This window comes from Pseudonocardia adelaidensis (assembly GCF_039543345.1).
GTDB classification, from domain to species: domain Bacteria; phylum Actinomycetota; class Actinomycetes; order Mycobacteriales; family Pseudonocardiaceae; genus Pseudonocardia; species Pseudonocardia adelaidensis.
The window spans coordinates 1-19,653 of record NZ_BAABJO010000050.1; the positions used below are offsets into that span (position 1 = coordinate 1).

General features: G+C 73.1%; 20 protein-coding genes and 1 pseudogene. 18 read left to right on the forward strand and 3 right to left on the reverse strand.

The features are described from left to right. Positions 1–205: pseudogene (locus ABEA81_RS39530) on the forward strand (IS110 family transposase); the annotation flags it as partial. 29 nt (positions 206–234) lie between these two features. On the opposite strand, the gene ABEA81_RS39535 reads toward ABEA81_RS39530, so the two are convergent. Together ABEA81_RS39535 and ABEA81_RS39540 are read right to left on the reverse strand one after the other, a co-directional pair. Then, the gene (locus ABEA81_RS39535) at positions 235–1,335 is read right to left on the reverse strand and encodes an SDR family oxidoreductase (RefSeq protein ID WP_345612756.1); all 1,101 of its coding nucleotides are present in this window, start codon (positions 1,333–1,335) and stop codon (positions 235–237) included. After that, positions 1,335–1,835, reverse strand: coding sequence for a nuclear transport factor 2 family protein (locus tag ABEA81_RS39540; RefSeq protein ID WP_345612758.1), 501 nt, complete (start codon positions 1,833–1,835; stop codon positions 1,335–1,337). The genes ABEA81_RS39535 and ABEA81_RS39540 overlap by 1 nt, the downstream gene beginning before the upstream one ends. A gap of 154 nt (positions 1,836–1,989) precedes the next feature. On the opposite strand from ABEA81_RS39540, the gene ABEA81_RS39545 reads away from it, so the two are divergent. From ABEA81_RS39545 to ABEA81_RS39610, 14 genes are read left to right on the forward strand one after another with little or no spacing between them, the layout of a single operon-like run. Next, positions 1,990–3,201: an ABC transporter substrate-binding protein gene (locus tag ABEA81_RS39545; protein WP_345612760.1), complete on the forward strand. Its 1,212-nt coding sequence runs from the start codon at positions 1,990–1,992 to the stop codon at positions 3,199–3,201. Continuing rightward, the gene (locus tag ABEA81_RS39550) at positions 3,198–3,965 is read left to right on the forward strand and encodes an ABC transporter ATP-binding protein (protein ID WP_345612762.1); all 768 of its coding nucleotides are present in this window, start codon (positions 3,198–3,200) and stop codon (positions 3,963–3,965) included. Before ABEA81_RS39545 ends, ABEA81_RS39550 begins: the two co-directional genes overlap by 4 nt. Next, on the forward strand, positions 3,962–4,723 hold the full coding sequence (locus ABEA81_RS39555) for an ABC transporter ATP-binding protein (protein ID WP_345612764.1): 762 nt from the start codon (positions 3,962–3,964) through the stop codon (positions 4,721–4,723). The genes ABEA81_RS39550 and ABEA81_RS39555 overlap by 4 nt, the downstream gene beginning before the upstream one ends. Continuing rightward, positions 4,720–5,574 carry a branched-chain amino acid ABC transporter permease gene (locus tag ABEA81_RS39560; protein WP_345612766.1) on the forward strand — a complete coding sequence of 285 codons (855 nt, stop codon included), beginning with the start codon at positions 4,720–4,722 and terminating at the stop codon, positions 5,572–5,574. The genes ABEA81_RS39555 and ABEA81_RS39560 overlap by 4 nt, the downstream gene beginning before the upstream one ends. A 2-nt stretch (positions 5,575–5,576) precedes the next feature. Then, complete coding sequence (locus ABEA81_RS39565) at positions 5,577–6,599, forward strand: branched-chain amino acid ABC transporter permease (RefSeq protein WP_345612768.1); 1,023 nt, start codon at positions 5,577–5,579, stop codon at positions 6,597–6,599. A 16-nt stretch (positions 6,600–6,615) separates the two neighbouring features. Continuing rightward, on the forward strand, positions 6,616–7,245 hold the full coding sequence (locus ABEA81_RS39570) for a TetR/AcrR family transcriptional regulator (RefSeq protein WP_345612836.1): 630 nt from the start codon (positions 6,616–6,618) through the stop codon (positions 7,243–7,245). 29 nt (positions 7,246–7,274) lie between these two features. Next, positions 7,275–8,429 (forward strand): acyl-CoA dehydrogenase family protein, encoded by a 1,155-nt coding sequence (locus ABEA81_RS39575; RefSeq protein WP_345612770.1) that lies wholly within the window; start codon positions 7,275–7,277, stop codon positions 8,427–8,429. Next, entirely contained in the window at positions 8,426–9,235 is an 810-nt protein-coding gene (locus ABEA81_RS39580) for a cyclase family protein (RefSeq protein ID WP_345612772.1), read from the forward strand. Before ABEA81_RS39575 ends, ABEA81_RS39580 begins: the two co-directional genes overlap by 4 nt. A 10-nt stretch (positions 9,236–9,245) precedes the next feature. Beyond that, positions 9,246–10,571: a phenylacetate--CoA ligase family protein gene (locus ABEA81_RS39585; RefSeq protein WP_345612774.1), complete on the forward strand. Its 1,326-nt coding sequence runs from the start codon at positions 9,246–9,248 to the stop codon at positions 10,569–10,571. 14 nt (positions 10,572–10,585) lie between these two features. Beyond that, complete coding sequence (locus ABEA81_RS39590) at positions 10,586–11,758, forward strand: thiolase family protein (RefSeq protein ID WP_345612776.1); 1,173 nt, start codon at positions 10,586–10,588, stop codon at positions 11,756–11,758. Next, entirely contained in the window at positions 11,755–12,837 is a 1,083-nt protein-coding gene (locus ABEA81_RS39595; RefSeq protein WP_345612778.1) for a CoA transferase, read from the forward strand. The genes ABEA81_RS39590 and ABEA81_RS39595 overlap by 4 nt, the downstream gene beginning before the upstream one ends. After that, on the forward strand, positions 12,834–13,634 hold the full coding sequence (locus ABEA81_RS39600) for an SDR family NAD(P)-dependent oxidoreductase (RefSeq protein WP_345612780.1): 801 nt from the start codon (positions 12,834–12,836) through the stop codon (positions 13,632–13,634). Before ABEA81_RS39595 ends, ABEA81_RS39600 begins: the two co-directional genes overlap by 4 nt. Next, the gene (locus ABEA81_RS39605) at positions 13,631–14,434 is read left to right on the forward strand and encodes a CoA-transferase (RefSeq protein ID WP_345612782.1); all 804 of its coding nucleotides are present in this window, start codon (positions 13,631–13,633) and stop codon (positions 14,432–14,434) included. Before ABEA81_RS39600 ends, ABEA81_RS39605 begins: the two co-directional genes overlap by 4 nt. After that, complete coding sequence (locus ABEA81_RS39610; protein WP_345612784.1) at positions 14,431–15,174, forward strand: hypothetical protein; 744 nt, start codon at positions 14,431–14,433, stop codon at positions 15,172–15,174. Before ABEA81_RS39605 ends, ABEA81_RS39610 begins: the two co-directional genes overlap by 4 nt. 1 nt (position 15,175) lies before the next feature. Here ABEA81_RS39610 and ABEA81_RS39615 read toward each other — a convergent pair whose 3' ends face one another. Then, positions 15,176–16,108 carry a LysR family transcriptional regulator gene (locus tag ABEA81_RS39615; RefSeq protein ID WP_345612786.1) on the reverse strand — a complete coding sequence of 311 codons (933 nt, stop codon included), beginning with the start codon at positions 16,106–16,108 and terminating at the stop codon, positions 15,176–15,178. 77 nt (positions 16,109–16,185) lie between these two features. On the opposite strand from ABEA81_RS39615, the gene ABEA81_RS39620 reads away from it, so the two are divergent. From ABEA81_RS39620 to ABEA81_RS39630, 3 genes are read left to right on the forward strand one after another with little or no spacing between them, the layout of a single operon-like run. Then, positions 16,186–16,896 (forward strand): succinate dehydrogenase cytochrome b subunit, encoded by a 711-nt coding sequence (locus ABEA81_RS39620; RefSeq protein ID WP_345612788.1) that lies wholly within the window; start codon positions 16,186–16,188, stop codon positions 16,894–16,896. A 2-nt stretch (positions 16,897–16,898) separates the two neighbouring features. Beyond that, entirely contained in the window at positions 16,899–18,857 is a 1,959-nt protein-coding gene (locus ABEA81_RS39625; protein WP_345612790.1) for a fumarate reductase/succinate dehydrogenase flavoprotein subunit, read from the forward strand. After that, positions 18,854–19,600, forward strand: a complete 747-nt coding sequence (locus ABEA81_RS39630) for a succinate dehydrogenase/fumarate reductase iron-sulfur subunit (RefSeq protein WP_345612792.1) — start codon at positions 18,854–18,856, stop codon at positions 19,598–19,600. Before ABEA81_RS39625 ends, ABEA81_RS39630 begins: the two co-directional genes overlap by 4 nt. The last annotated feature ends 53 nt before the right edge of the window (positions 19,601–19,653 follow it).

Genomic DNA, 19,653 nt, shown 5'->3' on the forward strand with positions numbered 1-19,653 from the left:
CGCCGACAACAGCCGCCACGCCAGCCCGTGGGCCGCCAAGATCTACCGCGACGCCATCGCCGCCGGCAAAGACCACCCCCACGCCGTGCGCATCCTGGCCCGCGCCTGGATCCGCGTGATCTGGCGCCGCTGGCTCGACGGCGTGCCCTACAACCCCACCAAACACGGCGCGCTCCAACGCCTCACCACACCCGCAGCGGCCTAATCTCGATCTTGGGGTTGACACAGGGGGTGTCATGCGGGCGGCAGCACTCTCCGTTCGATCAGCACCCGCAGCCAGTGCCGCATCGACTCCTCGGTGTCCCACGTCCCGCAGAATCCGGCCTGCTTGATCTTCACGGTGCTGACGAAGGCGGGAGGTGGCACCCGCTTCGCGCCGTGGGCGAAGCAGTAGTCGGCGTAGTGGTGCGACTCGCCGAGCAGCTCCGGCAGGCCGAGCGGCCGCAGGTGGTGCCGGCGGACGACGTCGTCCCACACGCCCGACTTCGCGGGGAGGAACGCGCCGAGCCGCACCGGCTCGTCCGGGCCGGGTTCCACGCCGAGCACGCCGGCGAGCGCGGGCCACAGGTCCCGCCACTCGAACACCTCGCCGTTGGTGAGGTTGAAGTGCTCGCCCCACGCCCGGGGTTCGGTGGCGGCCCAGAGCGCGGCATCCGCGACCAGGCGCACGTCCACCGCCTCGGTCACGTACGAGAGGCCGCCGGGGAAGCCGAACGGCCGTCCCTCGGCCCGGCAGATCGCCGCGAAGGCGCCGATCACGGGTGGCAGGTTCATCGCCACGCCGCAGGCGGGCCCGACCACCAGCTGGGGGCGCAGGATCGTCCACCCGAACCCGTGCCCGGCGGAGAGCCCCCGAAGGTGGTCCTCCTGCAACCAGTAGAAGTTCGGGTGGTCGTCGCGCGGATGGCGTTCGCGCGCGGGGATCCGGATGGGGTGGCGGTGCACCCCGTACGCCTTGGTGCCCTGGAGCAGGGTGACGTGCCGCAGGGCCGCGACCTCGGCCAGCGGGTCGAGCAGGTTGCGCAGCATCGCCAGGTTGGTGTCCATCTGGTCCTGCTCGCGCCAGCCCGCGATCAGCCCGGGCTTCTCGTGCAGCGCCGTGTAGACGAGGTGGGTGATCCCGGCCAGGTCGGTGGCCGCGGCGCGGCACGCGGCCGGATCGCGCAGGTCGAGCGCGAGGTGGCGGAACGGGACGGCACTCGCCACCTCGGGCGGGCGACGGGAGAGCGCGACGACGTCCCAGCCGGCGGCGAGGAACGCGTCCACCGAGGCCGCGCCGACCAGCCCGCTCGCGCCGGCCACGAGCACGGTGCCGGACATGAGGCGGCCGGCCATCAGAAGGGCGCGTCGAACCCGGCCGTCAGGCGCGCGATCCGCCAGACGCCGTCGTCCTCCCGCGCGAGCTCGAACCGGTACGGCCCGGTGCTCACGGGGGTCATGACCCCGCCGCTCGCGGCGGTGAGCACGATGTAGGCGTGCACGGTCGCGTGCGCGGACGCGAGCTCGTCGACCACGACGTTCGTGAAGATGTGCCGCCGCTGGTCGCCCTGCTGCTCCCAGAACGCGACGAGGAAGTCGACGATGGCCTCGCGGCCCTCGGCGGGGCCGACCCGGTCGCGCCCCATGATCAGGCCCTCCCACACCCCGTCCGGGGTGAAGCACTCGCCGAGGGCGTCGCGGTCGCGCTCGTCGTAGGACCAGCCGTAGCGGGCGATGCGCTCGGCGACGAGCAGCCGGTCGGTGGCCGGATCGGGCCGGTCGGTCGCGAGGGGCGGCTGCAGGCGTACGTGGCCGCACGATCGCGCCCACCCCGGAGTCGGACGGAGATCGCTCATAGCGCAGCAGAACATACTCGCGGGTATGTCGTCAACGCTCAATTCTTCGACGATTTTCCGAGCGCGCCTTGACCTGATCACAGACGTCGCTCTATACACCAACCTACGCAGTAGTACGGCCACCTGGATCGTCGGACTCAATGGGGAGACGCGTGTGAAGGGCTCGAGGAAGCTGCTGGCCGCCGTCGCGGCGCTCGCGGCGTTGAGCGCGGGTTGTGCCAACACCGGGAGCAGCCCCCGACCCGGGGCCGGTGCCCCGGCGCAGGAGTCGGGCCCGCTGAAGGTCGGGGTGATCGTGCCGCTCTCCGGACCGGCCGGCCCGAACGGCGCGCACGTCCTCGAGGCCATCGAGGTCATGTCCGACCTGATCAACTCCGAGGGCGGCTGCGCGGGTCGGCAGATCGAGGTCGTGTCCCGCGACGACCAGAGCACGCCCGCGGCCGGCGTGAGCGCGGCCAACGACCTGATCGCCGAGGGTGCGGACGTCGTCATGGGCGGCTGGAACAGCCCGGTGACGCTCGCGATCCAGCCGGTCCTCGTGCGCGCCGGCGTCATGAACATCACCAGCATCCCGCAGAACGCCTCGATCCTCGGGGGAGCCGACCCGGCCGCCGTGCGGATGAACGCGGGCAACCAGGTGGGGGCGCACGTCGCCGCGCGCTACATCGCCGACACCCTGCACGCCCGGGGGGTCGCGATGCTGCTGCAGAACGACGCGTACGGCAACGACGCCGGCGCCGGCCTGCGGGCGGAGCTCGAGAAGCGGGGGATCGAGGTGGTCGCGGAGCAGAAGTTCGCGTTCACCGACACCGACTTCCGCATCCCGCTCTCCAACATCGCGGCCGCGAACCCGGACGTCGTCTTCTCGGCGAACGCGGCGGAGTCGTCCGGGATGCCGGCGATGGCGCGGCAGTACGCCGAGTCGCACATCCCGGCCACGCACTTCGCCGGCACCGGCACCGTCTCGCCGACGGTCATCGACCTCGCAGGCGGCGCCGTGATCGACGGCCTGGTCTCCGCCGACCTCTACTTCCCCGACGTCGAGCCGTTCCGCAGCCTCCCGCGCAACCAGGCCTTCGTGCAGGCCTACACCCAGCGCTCGGGCGGCGAGCTGCCCGACAAGTACCGGGCACTCGGTGCCCAGAGCGTGGACGTGTGGTGCAAGGCGGTGACGAAGGTCGGCGGCACCGACCGGCTCGCGGTCGCCGACGCCATCCAGGGTGAGAGCTTCGCGGGCACGATCCTCGGCGACGTCCGGTTCACCGGGGACGGCCAGCAGGAGTTCCCGATCTACGCGTTCACCGTGGAGGGCGGGAAGACGAAGGTCCTCGAGCAGATCCCGGTCGACGACGCGGTGTGGGGATGACCGCTCCCGCTCTGGTCGTCGAGGGGCTGACCGTCCGCTACGGCAGCCTCACCGCGCTGGACGACGTGTCGTGGACGGTCGACGACGGCGAGATCGTCGGGGTCATCGGCCCCAACGGCGCGGGCAAGAGCAGCAGCTTCGCCGCGATCACGAACACGGTGCCGCACGAGGGCGAGTGCCGTCTGTACGGGGCGAGCACGGCCGGGATGTCGACGCAGGCGCTCGCGCGCCGGGGCCTGCGCCGGACGTTCCAGCAGAACTCGTTCTTCACCGGGCTGACCGTGCTCGAGAACGCGATGGCGAGCCTCCAGGTGGAGCGCGCGACGCGGCTGCTGCCCGGCATCGTCACGCCGTGGCGGGAGAGCAGGGCCCGGGCCGGGATCCGCCGGGATGCAGGCGCCCTGCTGGCCGAGTTCGGGATCGCGGCGCGCTACCACGAGCTGCTGCCGGACGACCTGCCGTACGGGCTGCAGCGCGTGCTGTCGATCGTGCTCGCCTACGGCGGCGGCACGCGCGTGCTCCTCGTCGACGAGCCCGCGGCCGGGGTCGGCGGCGACGACATGCGCAACCTGGCCGACCTGCTGGGAGAACTGCGCGGGCGCGGGCTCGCGATCGTGCTCATCGAGCACCACATGGACCTGGTGATGGAGATCGTCGATCGGCTCGTGGTCGTGGACCGGGGCGAGCGGATCGCGTACGGCCCACCGGCGGACGTCCAGCGGCAGCCGGCCGTGCTGGAGGCCTACCTGGGGAGGACGGCGTGAGCGAGCTCGCGAGCCCACCATCCGGCACAGCTTCCGCCCTGCTCGAGCTGGCCGGCCTGGAGGTCCGTTACGGCCACACCGCCGCGCTGCACGGCGTCGACCTCACCGTGGGGGAACGCGAGCTGGTGGCCGTCGCCGGGGCGAACGGCGCCGGTAAGAGCACGCTGGTGAACGCGGTGGCGGGCTGGTCGCGCGGCCGGCCCGCGGTGTCCGGCACCGTCCGGCTCGACGGCGTCGACGTGGGCGGGCTGCCCGCGCACCGCCGCACGGGGCGCGGCATCGTCCTCGTGCCCGAGGGCAAGGGCGTGTTCGAGGGGCTCACGGTCGAGGAGAACCTCGAGCTCGTCACACCGCCGAAGAACGCGGCCGGTAGGCGGTACGCGGTGGCGGACGTCTACGCGGTGTTCCCGCAGCTCTCGGCGCGCGCCACCCGGAAGTGCTCGACGCTGTCCGGCGGGGAGCGCCAGATGGTCGCGATCGGCCGGGCGCTGCGCGCGGCGCCGCGGCTGCTCATCCTCGACGAGCCGTCGGTCGGGCTCGCGCCGCGGCTCGTGCGGGGCGTGCTGCGCCACGTCCGCGAGCTCGTCGACGGCGGGCTGTCGGTGCTGCTCGTGGAGCAGAACGTGACGGCGGCGCTGGAGGTCGCCGACCGCCTCTACCTGCTCGAACAGGGCCGGGTCGGGGCGTCCGGCCCGGCGTCCGAGATGCGCGACGACGAGCGCATCGCCGCCGCCTACCTCGGAGGGCTGCGCCGGTGAACGTCCTCGACCAGCTCGTCAACGGGCTCGCGCTCGGCGCGGGCTACGCCCTGCTCGCCGTCGGCTGGACGGTGCTGCTCGGCGCCGCCCGGCTCGTCAACTTCGCCCACGGCCAGCTCTACATGCTCGGCGCCTTCGTGACGTGGTGGGCGACCACCTCGCTCGGTGTGCCGTACCTGCTCGCCGTCCCGGTCGCGCTGGTCGCGGTGGGTCTGCTCGGCGTGGTCATGCAGCTGGCGATGACCCGGCTCGTGCTGGAGCAGAACATCGTGAGCCTGATGCTCGTGACGCTCGCATTCGGCTACCTGGTGCAGGGCGGCGCCGCGCTGGTCTTCGGGGGCAACCCGCAGCAGATCCCGAGCCCGTTCAGCAGCGCGAACGTGGCGCTCGGCTCGGGCCGGTTCACCCAGCAGGACGTGCTGATCATCGTGGCCGCGCTCGCGCTCTACGCCGTGACCTTCTTCGTGCTGAGCCGCACCACCATCGGCCGGATCGTGCGCGGGGTGGCGGAGGACCCCAAGCTCGCCCAGCTGTACGGCATCGACGCCGCGCGGGTCTACCTGGGCGTGTTCGTCTTCGCCGCGCTGAGCGCCGCGCTCGCGGGCGCGGTCATCGCGCCGCGCAGCCCGATCCTCACCTCCATCGGGTTCGACGAGGTCATCATCACCTTCCTGGTGGTCGTGCTCGGCGGCATCGGCAGCATCCTGGGCAACCTGGTCACCGGCTTCGGCCTGGGAGTCTTCGTGGCGCTGTTCGGGGCGTTCTTCCCGCCCGCCTACTCGATGGCGGCCGCGTTCGCCGTCCTGCTGGTCGTCCTCGTGGTGCGCCCCGAGGGACTGAGGATCCGATGACCGTGAGCGAGCTGCCGGTCCACGAGGAGCGGACGCCCGGCCGGCACCGGGCGGGCGGTCCGGTCCTGCCGGCCGCGGTCCGGATCGCGCGCTGGCCGGTGCTGATCGTCCTCGGCTACCTGGTGCCGGTGCTGCTGGGCGGCTCGGACCGGATCTACGCGACGGTGGTCCTGATCGCGATCTTCGCGGTCATGTCCTACGGCATCGACGTCGTGCTGTCCTACCTGGGCGAGGTGAGCCTCGGGCACACCCTGTTCTGGGCCGGCGGGGCGTACGCCACAGCGGTGGCGGCCGTGAAGTACGGCTGGGGGCCGCTCGCGTCGCTGGTCGCAGCCGTCGCCGTGGTCACGGTCCTCGCCGTGGTGCTCGGCCTGGCCACCATCCGCACCCGCGAGTTCGTGTTCTCCCTGGTCACGTACGCGGCCGCGGTCATCGGCCTGACCGTGGTGTCCAACAACGAGTTCCTGGGCGGGACGGACGGGCTCGTCGGCGTCCCGCTGCTCGCGCTCCCGGCCGTGGGCGGGCAGTACGTCGCCCGCACGAACGCGGAGATGTGGCCCATCGCGTTCGTCGTGCTCGTGCTGGTCGTCGCCGTCATCGCGCGGTTCCGCCGGTCCCGGCTGGGCGTGACCGCGCTGATGACCCAGATGAACCCGGACCTCGCCACGACCCTCGGGGTCGACGTCCGCCGGACCCGGGTGCTGGTGTTCGTCCTGTCGGCGCCGATCGCCGGGGTGGCGGGCTGGCTCTACGCCTACCAGCGCAGCTACGTCAGCCCGGACCTGCTCTCGGCGCACTTCCTGCTGTTCATGCTCGCGGCCGTGATCCTGCCCGGACGACGGCTGCTGCTCGGGCCGCTCGTCGGGGCGGCGATCCTGACGACGCAGCAGGAGCTGTTCTCGTTCGGCGGGGACGCCGACAAGATCGTCCTCGGCGCGGTGCTGGCCGCGATCCTGCTGCTGTCCCCGAACGGGCTGGTGGGAATCCGGCACGCGATCGTGCGCCGGTCGGCAGATCGTGGGTGAGGAGTTCGACGTGGTGATGCAGTCCGGCCTCGGCCGGAGGGGGCCCGCGGAGGCGGGACGCATGGAGGTGCTGAACGCGGCGGCCACCGTGTTCATGGAGCGCGGCTTCACGGCCACGAGCGTCGACGACATCGCCGAGGTGCTGGGCTCCACGAAGGGACGGATCTACCACTACTACCGGTCGAAGGCGGACATCTTCCTCGACGTGCTCACGCTCGCGATGCTGGACCTGCTGGAGCGGATCCGGCCCATCGCCGAGCAGCGCGACCTCCCGCCGGACGCGCGCCTGCACGCCGCCGCGCGGATGCACGCGACGGTGATGATGACCCAGAGCGCGCGGTCGCGCGTGGCGGTCCAGGGCACGGAGATGCACCTCATGCAGGAGGCGGGGGCGAAGCAGCGCCGGGCGCTGCAGGCGTTCGTCGACATGCGCGACGAGTACGAGCAGTACTTCGCCGACATCGTGGCCGACGGCACCCGGGCCGGCCTCTTCCGCGACGTCGCACCGCGGCTGGCGGCCAAGCCGATCCTCGGCGCGTTGAACTGGATCAACATGTGGTACCGGCCACGGCCGGGCAGCGACATCGAGAACATCGCCGAGGAGTTCGCGACCTTCGTCGTGAACGGTCTCCGTCCCACCGGCTGAACCCACATTTTCGAGAGATCGGAGCGCGAATGGCTGTGGTGTGGTCCCCCGAGCTCGACGACGACGGCCGGAAATGGCTGAACCTCGCCAAGGATCTCGCCGAGCGCCATTTCGCCCCGCTGGCCGAGGAGCTCGACCGGGAGCAGCGCTACCCGGACGAGAACGTCGCGCTCCTCGTCGAGTCGGGTCTGGCCGGGCTCTTCGTGCCCACGCGCTTCGGCGGTGCCGGTGCCTCGTTCGCCACGACGTGCGCCGTGATCGAGGAGGTCTCGCGCGCGTGCGCGTCCACCGGCGCGATCCTCACCGCGTACGCGCTCGGCGGTACGCCGATCCTGCTCGCCGGCACGGAGGAGCAGCAGGCGCGCTACCTCGGGGGCATGGCCCGGGGTGAGGCGGTCAGCTTCGCGCTCACCGAGGTCGGCGCGGGCAGCGATGCGGGCGCCATCCGGGCCACCGCGGAACGCGACGGCGACGGCTACCACCTGCGCGGCGAGAAGATCTTCATCGGCAACGGGGGCGCGTCCCGGCACTACGTGGTGTTCGCGCGCACCGACCCGGACGCCGGGTCGCGCGGCATCAGCGCGTTCTTCGTCGACCGCGAGGCGCCCGGCGTGGTGATCGACCGCTACGAGGACAAGATGGGCATCCGCGGCACCAAGACGAGCAACCTCAAGCTCGACACGCGGGTGAGCGACGCCGACGTGCTCGGTCGGCCCGGCCGCGGCCTCCGGCTCGCCCTCGACACGCTGAACGTCGGGCGCATCAGCGTGGCCGCGCAGTCCACGGGCGTGGGGCTCGCCGGCTACGAGGTCGGGGCCCGCGAGGCGGCGCGCCGGACGACGTTCGGCCGGCCGATCATCGAGAACCAGGGCGTGTCGTTCCCCCTGGCCGACGTGGCCACGGAGCTCTCCGCCGCGCGCCTGCTCACCTTCACCGCCGCCGAGACCTACGACCGCGGTGGCGACGTCTCGGTCCTCGGGGCCATGGCCAAGCTCTACGCGAGCGAGGCCGCGCACCACGCCGTCGACGTGGCCGTGCAGGTGCACGGCGGGGACGGCTACTGCAAGCCCAACGTCGCGGAACGCCTCTACCGCGACCAGCGGATCCTGGAGATCTACGAGGGCACCTCGGAGATCCAGCGCCTCGTCATCGGGCGGGCGGTCGCGCAGGAGGCGGCCGCATGACGTGGGAGATGCAGGTCCCGTTCCCCGCGGCCGGGGCGATGCGCGTGTTCGACCTCGCCCAGCAGATGTACACGGGGATCCCGCACCACCCGGCGCACCCGCCGTACAGCTTCGTGCTCACCAAGCGCCACGGCGACGTGGTCTACCCCGGGGGCGTCTCCGGGTCCGCCGCGATGATCACCACCGGCGACCACGTCGGCACCCACATCGACGGGTTCGCGCACGTCGCGAAGCTCGGGAAGATCTACAACGGGGTCGAGATCGAGGGCCACCAGTCGTTCTCGGAGGGGATGGCGGTCCACTCGGTGCACGAGATGGCGCCGATCGCGGCGTCCGGGCACGTCGTCGACATGCCCACGCTGCTGGGCCGCGAGCTCACGCCCGCCGACGGCGTCACGGGCGACCACCTCGCCACGTGGTTCGCCGAGCACGGGCCCGAGCCCGCCGCCGGGTCGGTCGTGCTGGTCCGCACCGGGTGGGACCGGTACTGGGACGACCCGCCGCGGTTCCTCGGCACCGACGGAGCCGCGCCGGGCGTGGCGCTCGACGGCGCGCGGTGGCTGTCGGACCGCGGGGTGCGCGCGAGCGGCTGCGACACCGTCGCCTACGAGCAGCTGCCGAGCCCGTCGCTCGACGTGCACGTCCACCTGCTGGTCGAGAGCGGGATCTCGATCATGGAGGCGATGAACCTGGAGCCGGTCGTCGGGGCGTCCGCGTGGAGCTTCTTCTTCCTCGCCGCCCCGCTGCGCATCACGGGCGGCACCGGGTCGCCGATCCGCCCCCTGGCCTTCGTGCCGCAGGCCTGAAGGGAGAGGTGTGAGCCGACCGTTCTCCGACCGCTACTGGGACGAGGCCGAGACCTGGTCGCGGGAGCGAATCGCGGAGCACCAGCTGGCGCAGCTGCGCAAGCAGCTCGCCCACGTGCACGAGCACAGCGACTTCTACCGGCGCCGGTGGCAGGACGTCGGCTTCACGCCCGGCGACCTGCGCTCGCTCGGCGACCTGCGCCGGTTGCCGGTGGTGGCGAAGTCCGACTACGTGGAGAGCCTCCGGGAGAGCGGCCCGTGGGGCTCGGGGCTCGCGGCGCCGCTGCGGGACGTCCGCCGGGTGCACTTCTCCTCGGGCACCACGTCGAGCCCCACCCCGGTGTGCTGGACCGGGGCCGACCTGGAGCGCTGGGCCGACCTGTACGCGCGCGCCGCCTACAGCCAGGGCACCCGCGACACCGACGTGTTCCAGTGCCTGTTCACCTACACCTGGTTCGTGGGCGGGCTCGGGTTCACCAGCGGGTACGGGCGCATCGGCGCCACGGTCATCCCGGGCGGGGCGGCCGAGACCGAGCGCCAGGTCGAGACGATCTTCCGCTACGGCACCACGGCCGTGGCCGGCACGCCGTCGTTCATGCTGCACCTCGCCGACACGGCCGAGGCGATGGGGCGCCCGCTGCGGGACTCGGCGGTGCGCAGCGTCACCGTCGGCGGCGAGCCGGGCGGTGCGGTACCGGCCACCCGAGCCCGCATCGAGGAGCTGTGGGGCGCGCGGTGCTACGACGGCTACGGCAGCCTCGAGTTCCAACCCATCGCGTGGGAGTGCGCCGAGCAGGCGGGCGGGCACCTGCCCGAGGACTTCGCCTACGCCGAGGTGCTCGACGCCGACACCCGTGAACCGGTTCCGGACGGCACGCCGGGCGTCCTCGTGCTCACCCACCTCGACAAGCGCGCCACCCCGCTGGTGCGTTGGTGGACCGGCGACGTCGTCGTCCGCGACAGCTCGCCGTGCGCCTGCGGCCGCACCCTCGCCCGGCTGCCCGGCGGGGTGGTCGGCCGCGCCGACGACATGCTCGTGATCAAGGGCGTGAACCTCTTCCCGAGCGCGGTCGAGGACGTCGTGCGGCGCACCGAGGGCGTCACCGGGGAGTACCGCATCGTCCTCGACCCCGACGTGACGGACGGCGCCACCGGCGCCCTGACCGGGATCAAGCTGCGGGTCGAGGCCGAGCACGCGCGGGCCGACGAGGTGCGGGAGCGGCTCGCCGCGGCCGTGCGCGCCGAGCTGACCGTCCGCGCCCTCGTCGAGTGCGTTCCGCCCGGAACGCTTCCGCGCCACACCCACAAGGCCAAGCGCGTCCTGCGCGAGAACTGACCCGGGAGGACGACATGCCCAGAGAAGCCTTCCTCGTCGCCGGCGTGCGCACGCCACACGGCCGCTACGGCGGGTCGCTGCGCGACGTCCGGCTCGTCGACCTCGGCGGCCTGGCCGGTGCGGCCGTGCTGGAGCGCGCCGGAGCGACGCCCGACGCGGTCGACGAGGTCGTGGTCTCCAACTGCAGGCAGGCCGGCAACGGCCCCAACCCCGGCCGCCAGGTCGCGCTGAAGGCGGGGGTCCCGGTGCACGTCCCGGCGCAGACCATCAACATGGCGTGCGCCTCCGGGCTCAAGGCGATCCAGCTGGCGAACCAGTCGGTGCTGGCCGGTGACGCCGAGGTCGCACTCGCGATTGCGGCCGAGAGCATGAGCACGATGCCCTACATCGCGCCCTACACGCTGCGCTGGGAGGGTGTGCGCCGCGGCGACATCACCCTCGCCGACGGCTGGCGCGACGGCGGCACCGACCCGATCTGCGGCATGAACATGGGCCAGACCGCGGAGAAGGTCGCGCGCGAATACGGCGTGGACCGCGCGGCGCAGGACGAATGGGCCGCCCGCAGCCAGGACCGGGTGCGGCGGGCGTGGGAGGACGGCCGGTTCGCCGCGGAGGTCGTGCCGGTCGAGACCGAGGACGGCGAGCTGGAGCGGGACGAGACGTTCCGCGTCACCACGGCGGAGAAGCTCGCCCGCCTGAAGCCGTCGTTCCAGGACGGCGGCACGGTCACCGCGGGCAACGCGAGCCAGATGGCCGACGGCGCCGCGGCGGTGCTGGTCGCGAGCGGCGAGGCGGTCGAGCGGCACGGCGTCACCCCGTTGGCGCGGCTGGTGTCGTTCACGGCCGTCGGCGTCGACCCCACCGTCATGGGGGTCGGGCCCACCGCGGCGATCCCGATGGCCCTCAAGCGGGCCGGGCTGGAGATCGGCGACATCGACCTGTTCGAGATCAACGAGGCCTTCGCCGCCCAGATCGTGCAGAACGTGCGGGAGCTGGGGCTCGACCCCGAGCGGGTCAACGTCAACGGCGGCGGCATCGCGCTCGGGCACCCGACCGGGCAGAGCGGCACCCGCATCGTCGTGTCGCTGCTCCACGAGCTCGCGCGCCGCGACGGGCGCTACGGCGTGGCGAGCCTGTGCGTCGGCGGCGGGCAGGGCGTGGCCGCGGTCATCGAGCGGATCCCGTGATCCCGCCCGCACCGCTCACCGGGCGCACGGTCGTCGACCTGAGCCAGTACATCGCGGGCGCGGTGTGCGGGCAGCTCCTCGCCGACTTCGGCGCCGACGTGCACAAGGTCGAGCCGCGCGGCGGTGACCCGTCGCGGGCGCTGCCGGGCACCCGGTTCGGCAGCATCTACTACCGCTCGTTCAACACGGGCAAGACCACCCGGGCGCTGGACCTGCGCAGCCCCGACGGCCGCGCCCGGCTCGACGCGCTGCTGGCCGACGCCGACGCGCTCGTCATGAACTTCGGGCTGCGCACCCTCGAGACCCTCGGGCTGACCTGGGAGGCGCTGCACCGCGCTCACCCGCACCTGGTGGTCACCCTCGTCTCCGCCTACGGGGCGGACGACCCGCGCACCAGCTTCGACTCGATCGCACAGGCCGTGAGCGGCTACGCGCTCACCAACGCGGCGGAGGACGGAACGCCGCGCATCTCCGCGGGCTGGCCCACCGACGTGATCAGCGGGACGTACGCCGCGTTCGCCACCGCGATGGCGCTCGCCGACCGCGACCGCGCCACGGGGGTGCTCGTCGACGTCCCCATGCACGACGTGGCCATGATCGCCCTCGTGGGCCCGGCGGTGCTCGCGGCGGCCGAGGAGGGCACGTTCCGGCCCGGCACGGGGAACCGCGACGCCGCCGCCTCGCCGTCCAACGTGTACCGCTGCCGCGACGGGCACGCCTACATCTACGCCGGGCTGGACAAGCACTGGGCGCGGCTGCGGCCCCTGGTCGGTGGGCCGGCCGGCACCGCGGCCGAACGCCTCGCCGACGCCGAGGGCTACGACCGCGTCGTCGAGGCGTGGACGGCGCGCCACCCGGTGGACGAGGTCTGCCTGCGCATGGCCGAGCTGGGCATCCCGGCCGGTCCCGTGCGCGACCCGGTCACCGCGCTGCGGGAGGTCGCGCGTGAGCGACCCGGCGCCGTCGTCGCGGCGACGGCCGAGGGCGAGGCCGTCCCGCAGTTCCCGGTGACGTTCTGCGGCGCCCGGCCGGTGCGCAGGCCGGCCCCGCCCCGTCCCCCCATGGAGGAGTCGCGATGACCACAGCCCAGGTCCTGCGGGAGGACGCGCTCTCCGGCACGTCCGCCATCGTCACCGGCGCCGGCAGCGGGATCGGCCGCGCCATCGCGCTGCGCCTCGTCGAGCTCGGCGCGGCCGTCACCGGGTTCGGGCGCCACGAGGAGACGCTCGCCGAGACGGGCGGCTCGATGACGGGACCGGGCTCCTACGACTACCGGGTCTGCAACGTCCGCGAGACCGGCCCGGCCACCGCCGCGCTCGTGGAGGTCGGCGAGGAGCGCGGGCTCGACCTGCTCGTGAACAACGCCGGCGGGCAGTTCTTCGCCCCGGCCGTCGACATCTCGCCCGGCGGCTGGAACGCCGTGATCGACCTCAACCTGACCAGCGTCTTCCACCTCACGCGGGCCGCGCACCCCTACCTCGCGGCCAGGCGCGGCAGCGTCCAGAACATCTCGCTGTCCGGGGTGGAGCGCGGTGGAATGGGGATGGCCCACTCCATCGCCGCCCGCGCGGGCGTGCTCGGCCTGACCCGCACCCTCGCCCTGGAGTGGGCGCGGGACGGGATCCGGCTCAACTGCATCGGCCCGGGCACCGTGCTGACGCACGCGCTCGGTGGCGAGGCGAGCGAGCACGTGCTCGGCAACCTCGTCGACAAGGCCACGCCGATGCAGCGGGCGACCCCGGTCGAGGACGTGGCCGAGCTCGTCGCGTTCCTCGCCGGCCCGGCCGGTGCCCTCATCACCGGCCAGCTACTGCAGATCGACGGCGGTGCCCACCTCGGCCGCGGCCTGCACATGCTGCCCGAGGCGTACGCATGACGCCGGTGCTCGGCCTGGCCGACGCCGTGCGCACGTACGTCCGCCCGGGCAGCCGCGTGTACCTGGGCAACTTCGGCGCCCAGCTGTTCTGCGTCGGCCACGAGATGATCCGGCAGGGCGTCCGCGACGTCGACCTCGTCATCGCCTCCGGCGGGCTGCTCATGGACCAGCTGCTCGGGGCCGGCGTGCTGCGCTCGGCGACGTACGGGCACTGCTGGAGCCCCGTCGGGCCTGCCCCGGCGCACAACTTCCGGCGCGCCGCGGAGGGTGGCACGGCGGTGGTGCTGCACGAGATGAGCCTCGGGCTGCTGACCGCCGCCCTCACCGCGGGGGCGTGGGGCGTGCCGTTCCTGCCCGTGCCGGACCGGACCGGCACCGGGTACGTCGACGAGGACTGGACGGTGGGCCGGCTGGACACGGTGACGTGTGCGTTCGGCACGAGCTGGGTGGTGCGCGCCGAGGTGCCCGACGTCGCCTTCGTCCACGTCGACCTCGCCGACCCGGCCGGCAACGGTGTGGTGCGCGGCCCGGTCGGCGAGGTGGTCGTCGCCGCGCAGGCCGCCGGCGTGGTGGTCCTCGTGGCCGAGGAGCTCGCATCCGGTGGCACCGTGCGGGCCGCGGGCATCACGATCCCCGGCCTGCTGGTCTCCGCGGTCGTGCACCGGCGCGGGGCGCTGGCGCCCGACGGGGCGCTGGGTCGCTACGACCGCGACATCGCGGCCTACGAGCGGTACGCGCGGCTCGCGGCCACGCCCGAGGGCTTCCGGTCCTGGCTGGACGAGGACGTGCTGGGAGCATGATCACGCTCGACTTCCTGGTCCGCGCCGCCCGCGAGTTCCGCCGCGGAGGCTGGGTCTTCACCGGCTTCCACTGGCCCGTGCTCGCCGGCCAGCTGGCCCACCGGCTGTCCGGGGAAGAGTTCATCCAGGCCTTCGAGGCCGGCGCGAGCACGCACGGGCCGGGGCGGCTCGTGCCGACGAGCACCACCGACTACCCGGCGTACGGCAACGCGCTCGGTTACGTCGCGGACACCGCGTCGGTCCTGCTGGCCATGGCGCGCCGCTTCGACCGGGTGGTGCTGGACGCGAGCAACATCGACGTCCTCGGGCGGGTGAACTCGTCCTTCATCGGCGAGCGCATACGCCCGGCCGTCCGGCTCCCCGGCGGCGGGGGAGCGCCCGACCTCGCCGCCGCGGCCCGCGAGCTGGTCTGGCTGCACGGTGGCGCCGACCTGCGGCGGATCCAGGCGAAGGTCGAGCACGTCACGGCGGCGCCCGGCCGGCACACGTTGGTGCGCCTGCACACGCGCTGGGGCATCGCCCGCCTCGGCGCGGAGCCCGCGCTGGAGGAGATCGCGGACGTCGGGGGCGCCGAGGAGTTCGTCGCCCACCTCGGCGCCCTGGGCGCCCGGACGGCAGGCGCCGCGCCACGGGCGCCCGTGGAGGCGGCAGAACGCGCCGCAGCGGCCGACGTGCTGCGCGCGGCCGCCGACCGGGGCTACGCAGTGGCCCGCCGAGCGCTCACCGAGACGACCGGCTGAGTCACCCGGTGGCGGGCCGCAGCACCTGCACGTCACCGGCGAAGCCGTCGCCCGCCGACAGCACGGCGAGGAACGACAGCAGCGTGGCGCGGAACGCGCGCATGGCGTGCGTGGGGGTGAGGTCGGCCCGCCGGGCCAGCGCGACGGTGCGGAAGAGCGGCGGCGTGAGCACCGTGCGCCGCAGCCGGGGCCGGCCGGCGAACACGAGGTCGGGCACCACCGCCACCCCGGTGCCGGCCTCGACCATCCGCAGCACGGCGTCCATCTCGCCGCCCTCCACGGCGAACTGCGGCTCCACGCCGGCGTCGGCGAAGGCCGCCAGGGTGGTCTCGCGCACGTCGTAGCCGCGGCGGGGCACGACGAGCGACCGGCGGCCGAGCTCGCGCACGCTCATCGAGGCGCGCGAGGTCGGGGCGCGTTCCGAGGTGGGTGACGCCACGGACAGGCGTTCCCGCAGCACCGGGGTGGTGTGCAGGGCGGGGTCGACACCGGCCGCCGGCACGATCACCAGCGCCACGTCCAGCTCACCGCGGGCGAGCGAGCGCACGAGCGGCTGCGAGCCGTCCTCGGCCAGCTCGAGGCGGATGTCCGGGTGCTGCTCGTGGAACACCCGCAGCACATCGGCGAGCACCCCGATGCACAGCGACGGGGTGCCGCCCACGCGGATGCGGCCGCTGCGCAGCCCGACGATCTCCGCGACGGCGGTGCGGGCGTTGTCGGCGTCGGCGAGCATCCGCCGGGCGAGGGGCAGGAGCGCCTCCCCGGCGGGGGTGAGCATCGGGCCGTCGCGGGCGCCCCGGTCGACGAGTTCGGTCTCGAGTGCCTTGAGCTGCCGCGACAGCGTGGGCTGCGCCACGCCGACCGATTCCGCCGCTCGCGTGAAGCTGCGCACGTCGGCCACGGCGAGGAAGTACGCGAGCTGCGTGAACGTCACCCCCATAGCCTACGTACATCGTCGCCGCCCCTTCGATGCATTGGACGACAACTGCCTGCGCTATCGACGCTGAGCGCATGGTGACCGTGGAGAAGCGCCCCGCGCCGCGCGTGGCCCGCCCGCCGCGCCGCACGTCGGTCCAGCTGAAGTACGTCATGGCGGTCACCGGCGCGGTGATGTTCCTCTACCTGGTGGCCCACATGCTGGGCAACCTGAAGATCTTCCTCGGCGCCGACGCGCTGGACACCTACGCGGCGTGGCTGCGCGAGATCGGCGAGCCCGCGCTGCCGTCCGAGACGACGCTGTGGCTGATCCGGGTGGTGCTCGGCGTCTCGTTGGTCGCCCACATCGTGTCGGCGACGATCCTGGCGCGGCGGGCCCGTCGCGCGCGGCCGGTGCGATACGCCCACCGCAAGCCGGTGCAGGGCAGCTACGCCGCTCGCACGATGCGGTGGGGCGGGGTGATCATCGCCCTGTTCGTCGTCTACCACCTGCTCGACCTCACGACCGGCACGCTCAACCCCCATGGCGTCCACGGCGAGGTGTACGCGAACGTCGTGGCCGACTTCGCCCCGCAGCGCTGGTACGTCACGCTCGCCTACACGCTCGCCGTGGTGGCCGTCGGCTTCCACGTCCGGCACGGCCTGTGGAGCGCCCTGCAGACGTTCGGCCGGTCCAGCGCCGCGAGCCAGAACACGCTCAAGGGCGTGGCGCTGGGCATCGCGGTGGTGCTGGTGGCCGGTTTCCTCTCCGTCCCGTTCGCCGTGCTGACCGGATTGGTGGCGTGACCATGAGTTCACGATCTGGGGCTTCCTACACCGACTTCGTCGTCGGATCGCCGCTGGTGGACACCGCGGCGCCCGACGGTCCGATCGAGACCCGCTGGGAGCGCCGCCGGTTCGGCGTCAAGCTGGTCAACCCGGCCAACAAGCGCAAGATGAAGATCATCGTCGTGGGCACCGGCCTGGCCGGTGGGTCCGCCGCGGCCACCCTCGCCGAGCTGGGCTACCAGGTCAGCTCCTTCTGCTACCAGGACAGCCCGCGGCGCGCCCACTCCATCGCCGCGCAGGGCGGCATCAACGCCGCGAAGAACTACCGCGGCGACGGCGACAGCATCCACCGGCTGTTCTACGACACGGTGAAGGGTGGCGACTTCCGCTCCCGGGAGTCCAACGTCCACCGGCTCGCCGAGATCAGCGTGCAGATCATCGACCAGTGCGTGGCGCAGGGCGTGCCGTTCGCCCGCGAGTACGGCGGCCTGCTCGACACCCGCTCGTTCGGCGGCGCGCAGGTCTCCCGCACCTTCTACGCCCGCGGCCAGACCGGCCAGCAGCTGCTGCTGGGCGCCTACCAGGCCCTCGAGCGCCAGATCGATGCGGGCGGCGTCACGATGTACCCGCGCCACGAGATGCTCGAGCTGATCGTGGTCGACGGGCGGGCCCGCGGCATCGTCGCACGCGACCTGGTGACGGGGGAGACCGAGAGCCACCTCGCCGACGCCGTGGTGCTCGCATCCGGCGGCTACGGCAACGTCTTCTACCTCTCGACGAACGCCAAGGGCTGCAACGTCACCGCGAGCTGGCGCGCGCACCGCAAGGGCGCCCACTTCGCCAACCCCTGCTACACGCAGATCCACCCGACCTGCATCCCGGTGAGCGGCGACCACCAGTCGAAGCTCACGCTGATGAGCGAGTCGCTGCGCAACGACGGACGCGTCTGGGTGCCGCAGAAGGCGGGCGACACGCGCGCACCGGGCGACATCCCCGAGGCCGAGCGCGACTACTTCCTGGAGCGCCAGTACCCGGCGTTCGGCAACCTGGTGCCCCGCGACATCGCCAGCCGCGCCGCCAAGAACGTCTGCGACGCAGGGCGCGGCGTCGGCCCGACCGGCCTGGGCGTCTACCTCGACTTCGCCGACGCGATCGGGCGGCTGGGCCGCCCGGCCGTCGCGGCGAAGTACGGGAACCTGTTCCAGATGTACCAGCGCATCACCGGCGAGGACCCCTACGAGGTGCCGATGCGCATCTACCCGGCCGTCCACTACACGATGGGCGGGCTGTGGGTCGACTACGACCTGCAGAGCACCATCCCGGGCCTGTTCGTGGTCGGCGAGGCGAACTTCTCCGACCACGGCGCCAACCGCCTGGGCGCGTCCGCGCTGATGCAGGGCCTCGCCGACGGCTACTTCGTGCTCCCGAACACGATCGGTGACTACCTGGCGCGCGGCGTCGAGCCCGTGGCCGCCGACGCCCCCGAGGTGCGGGAGGCCGAGGCGGCGGTCGCGAGCCGCATCGAGAAGCTGCTCTCGATCGACGGTGACCGCACGGTCGACTCCTTCCACCGGGAGCTGGGCCACCTCATGTGGGAGTACTGCGGCATGGAGCGCACCGCGGAGGGCCTGCGCAAGGCGCTCGACCGCATCCCCGAGCTGCGGCGCGAGTTCTGGCGGAGCGTCAAGGTGCCCGGCTCCGCCGCCACGCTGAACCAGTCCCTCGAGAAGGCGGGCCGCGTGGCCGACTTCCTGGAGCTGGCCGAGCTGATGTGCCTCGACGCGCTGCACCGCGAGGAGAGCTGCGGCGGGCACTTCCGTGCCGAGTCCCAGACCGAGGACCACGAGGCCGCCCGCAAGGACGACGAGTTCTCCTACGTCGCGGCCTGGGAGTTCACCGGTCAGGGCAGCGCACCGGTCCTGCACAAGGAGGACCTGCACTTCGAGTACGTCACCCCCAGCCAGCGGAGCTACAAGTGAAGTTGAACCTGCGCATCTGGCGCCAGGACGGCCCCGAGGACGAGGGCCGCCTCGTCGCCTACCGCGTCGACGACGCCGACGAGGACATGTCGTTCCTCGAGCTCATGGATGTCCTCAACGAGAGGCTGATCCTCGACGGCGAGGAGCCGGTGGCGTTCGACCACGACTGCCGCGAGGGCATCTGCGGCGCCTGCAGCATGGTGATCAACGGCGAGCCGCACGGCCCGCAGAAGGCCACCACCACCTGCCAGCTGCACCTGCGGCACTTCCGCGACGGGGAGACGATCACCGTCGAACCGTTCCGCGCCGCCGCGTTCCCCGTGGTCAAGGACCTGGTCGTGGACCGCAGCGCGTTCGACCGGGTCATCGCGTCCGGCGGCTACATCTCGGCGCCGACGGGGGCCGCCCCCGAGGCACACGCCACGCCCGTGCCGAAGCCGAACGCCGACCGCGCGTTCACCGCGGCCGCCTGCATCGGCTGCGGGGCGTGCGTGGCCGCCTGCCCGAACGGGAGCGCCTCGCTCTTCCTCGGCGCGAAGATCACGCACCTCGGCGAGCTGCCGCAGGGCCAGCCGGAGCGCTCCGACCGCGTGATCCGCATGGTGGCCACGCACGACGCCGAGGGCTTCGGCGGCTGCACCAACACCGGCGAGTGCGCGGTGGCCTGCCCGAAGGAGATCCCCCTCGACGTGATCTCCCAGCTGAACCGGGACTACCTGGCCGCCACGACCCGCCGCCGCTGAGCAGGACGAGCACCGGCACGGCGCCCAGCCGCCACGCGGGTCGCTGGAGGGCG

Coding starts and splice junctions, on each gene's coding strand:
- ABEA81_RS39535 (WP_345612756.1), bottom strand. CDS start 1,335: ATGGCCGGCCGCCTCATGTCCGGCACCGTGCTCGTGGCCGGCGCGAGC.
- ABEA81_RS39540 (WP_345612758.1), bottom strand. CDS start 1,835: ATGAGCGATCTCCGTCCGACTCCGGGGTGGGCGCGATCGTGCGGCCAC.
- ABEA81_RS39550 (WP_345612762.1), top strand. CDS start 3,198: ATGACCGCTCCCGCTCTGGTCGTCGAGGGGCTGACCGTCCGCTACGGC.
- ABEA81_RS39570 (WP_345612836.1), top strand. CDS start 6,616: ATGCAGTCCGGCCTCGGCCGGAGGGGGCCCGCGGAGGCGGGACGCATG.
- ABEA81_RS39575 (WP_345612770.1), top strand. CDS start 7,275: ATGGCTGTGGTGTGGTCCCCCGAGCTCGACGACGACGGCCGGAAATGG.
- ABEA81_RS39580 (WP_345612772.1), top strand. CDS start 8,426: ATGACGTGGGAGATGCAGGTCCCGTTCCCCGCGGCCGGGGCGATGCGC.
- ABEA81_RS39590 (WP_345612776.1), top strand. CDS start 10,586: ATGCCCAGAGAAGCCTTCCTCGTCGCCGGCGTGCGCACGCCACACGGC.
- ABEA81_RS39600 (WP_345612780.1), top strand. CDS start 12,834: ATGACCACAGCCCAGGTCCTGCGGGAGGACGCGCTCTCCGGCACGTCC.
- ABEA81_RS39605 (WP_345612782.1), top strand. CDS start 13,631: ATGACGCCGGTGCTCGGCCTGGCCGACGCCGTGCGCACGTACGTCCGC.
- ABEA81_RS39610 (WP_345612784.1), top strand. CDS start 14,431: ATGATCACGCTCGACTTCCTGGTCCGCGCCGCCCGCGAGTTCCGCCGC.
- ABEA81_RS39620 (WP_345612788.1), top strand. CDS start 16,186: ATGGTGACCGTGGAGAAGCGCCCCGCGCCGCGCGTGGCCCGCCCGCCG.
- ABEA81_RS39625 (WP_345612790.1), top strand. CDS start 16,899: ATGAGTTCACGATCTGGGGCTTCCTACACCGACTTCGTCGTCGGATCG.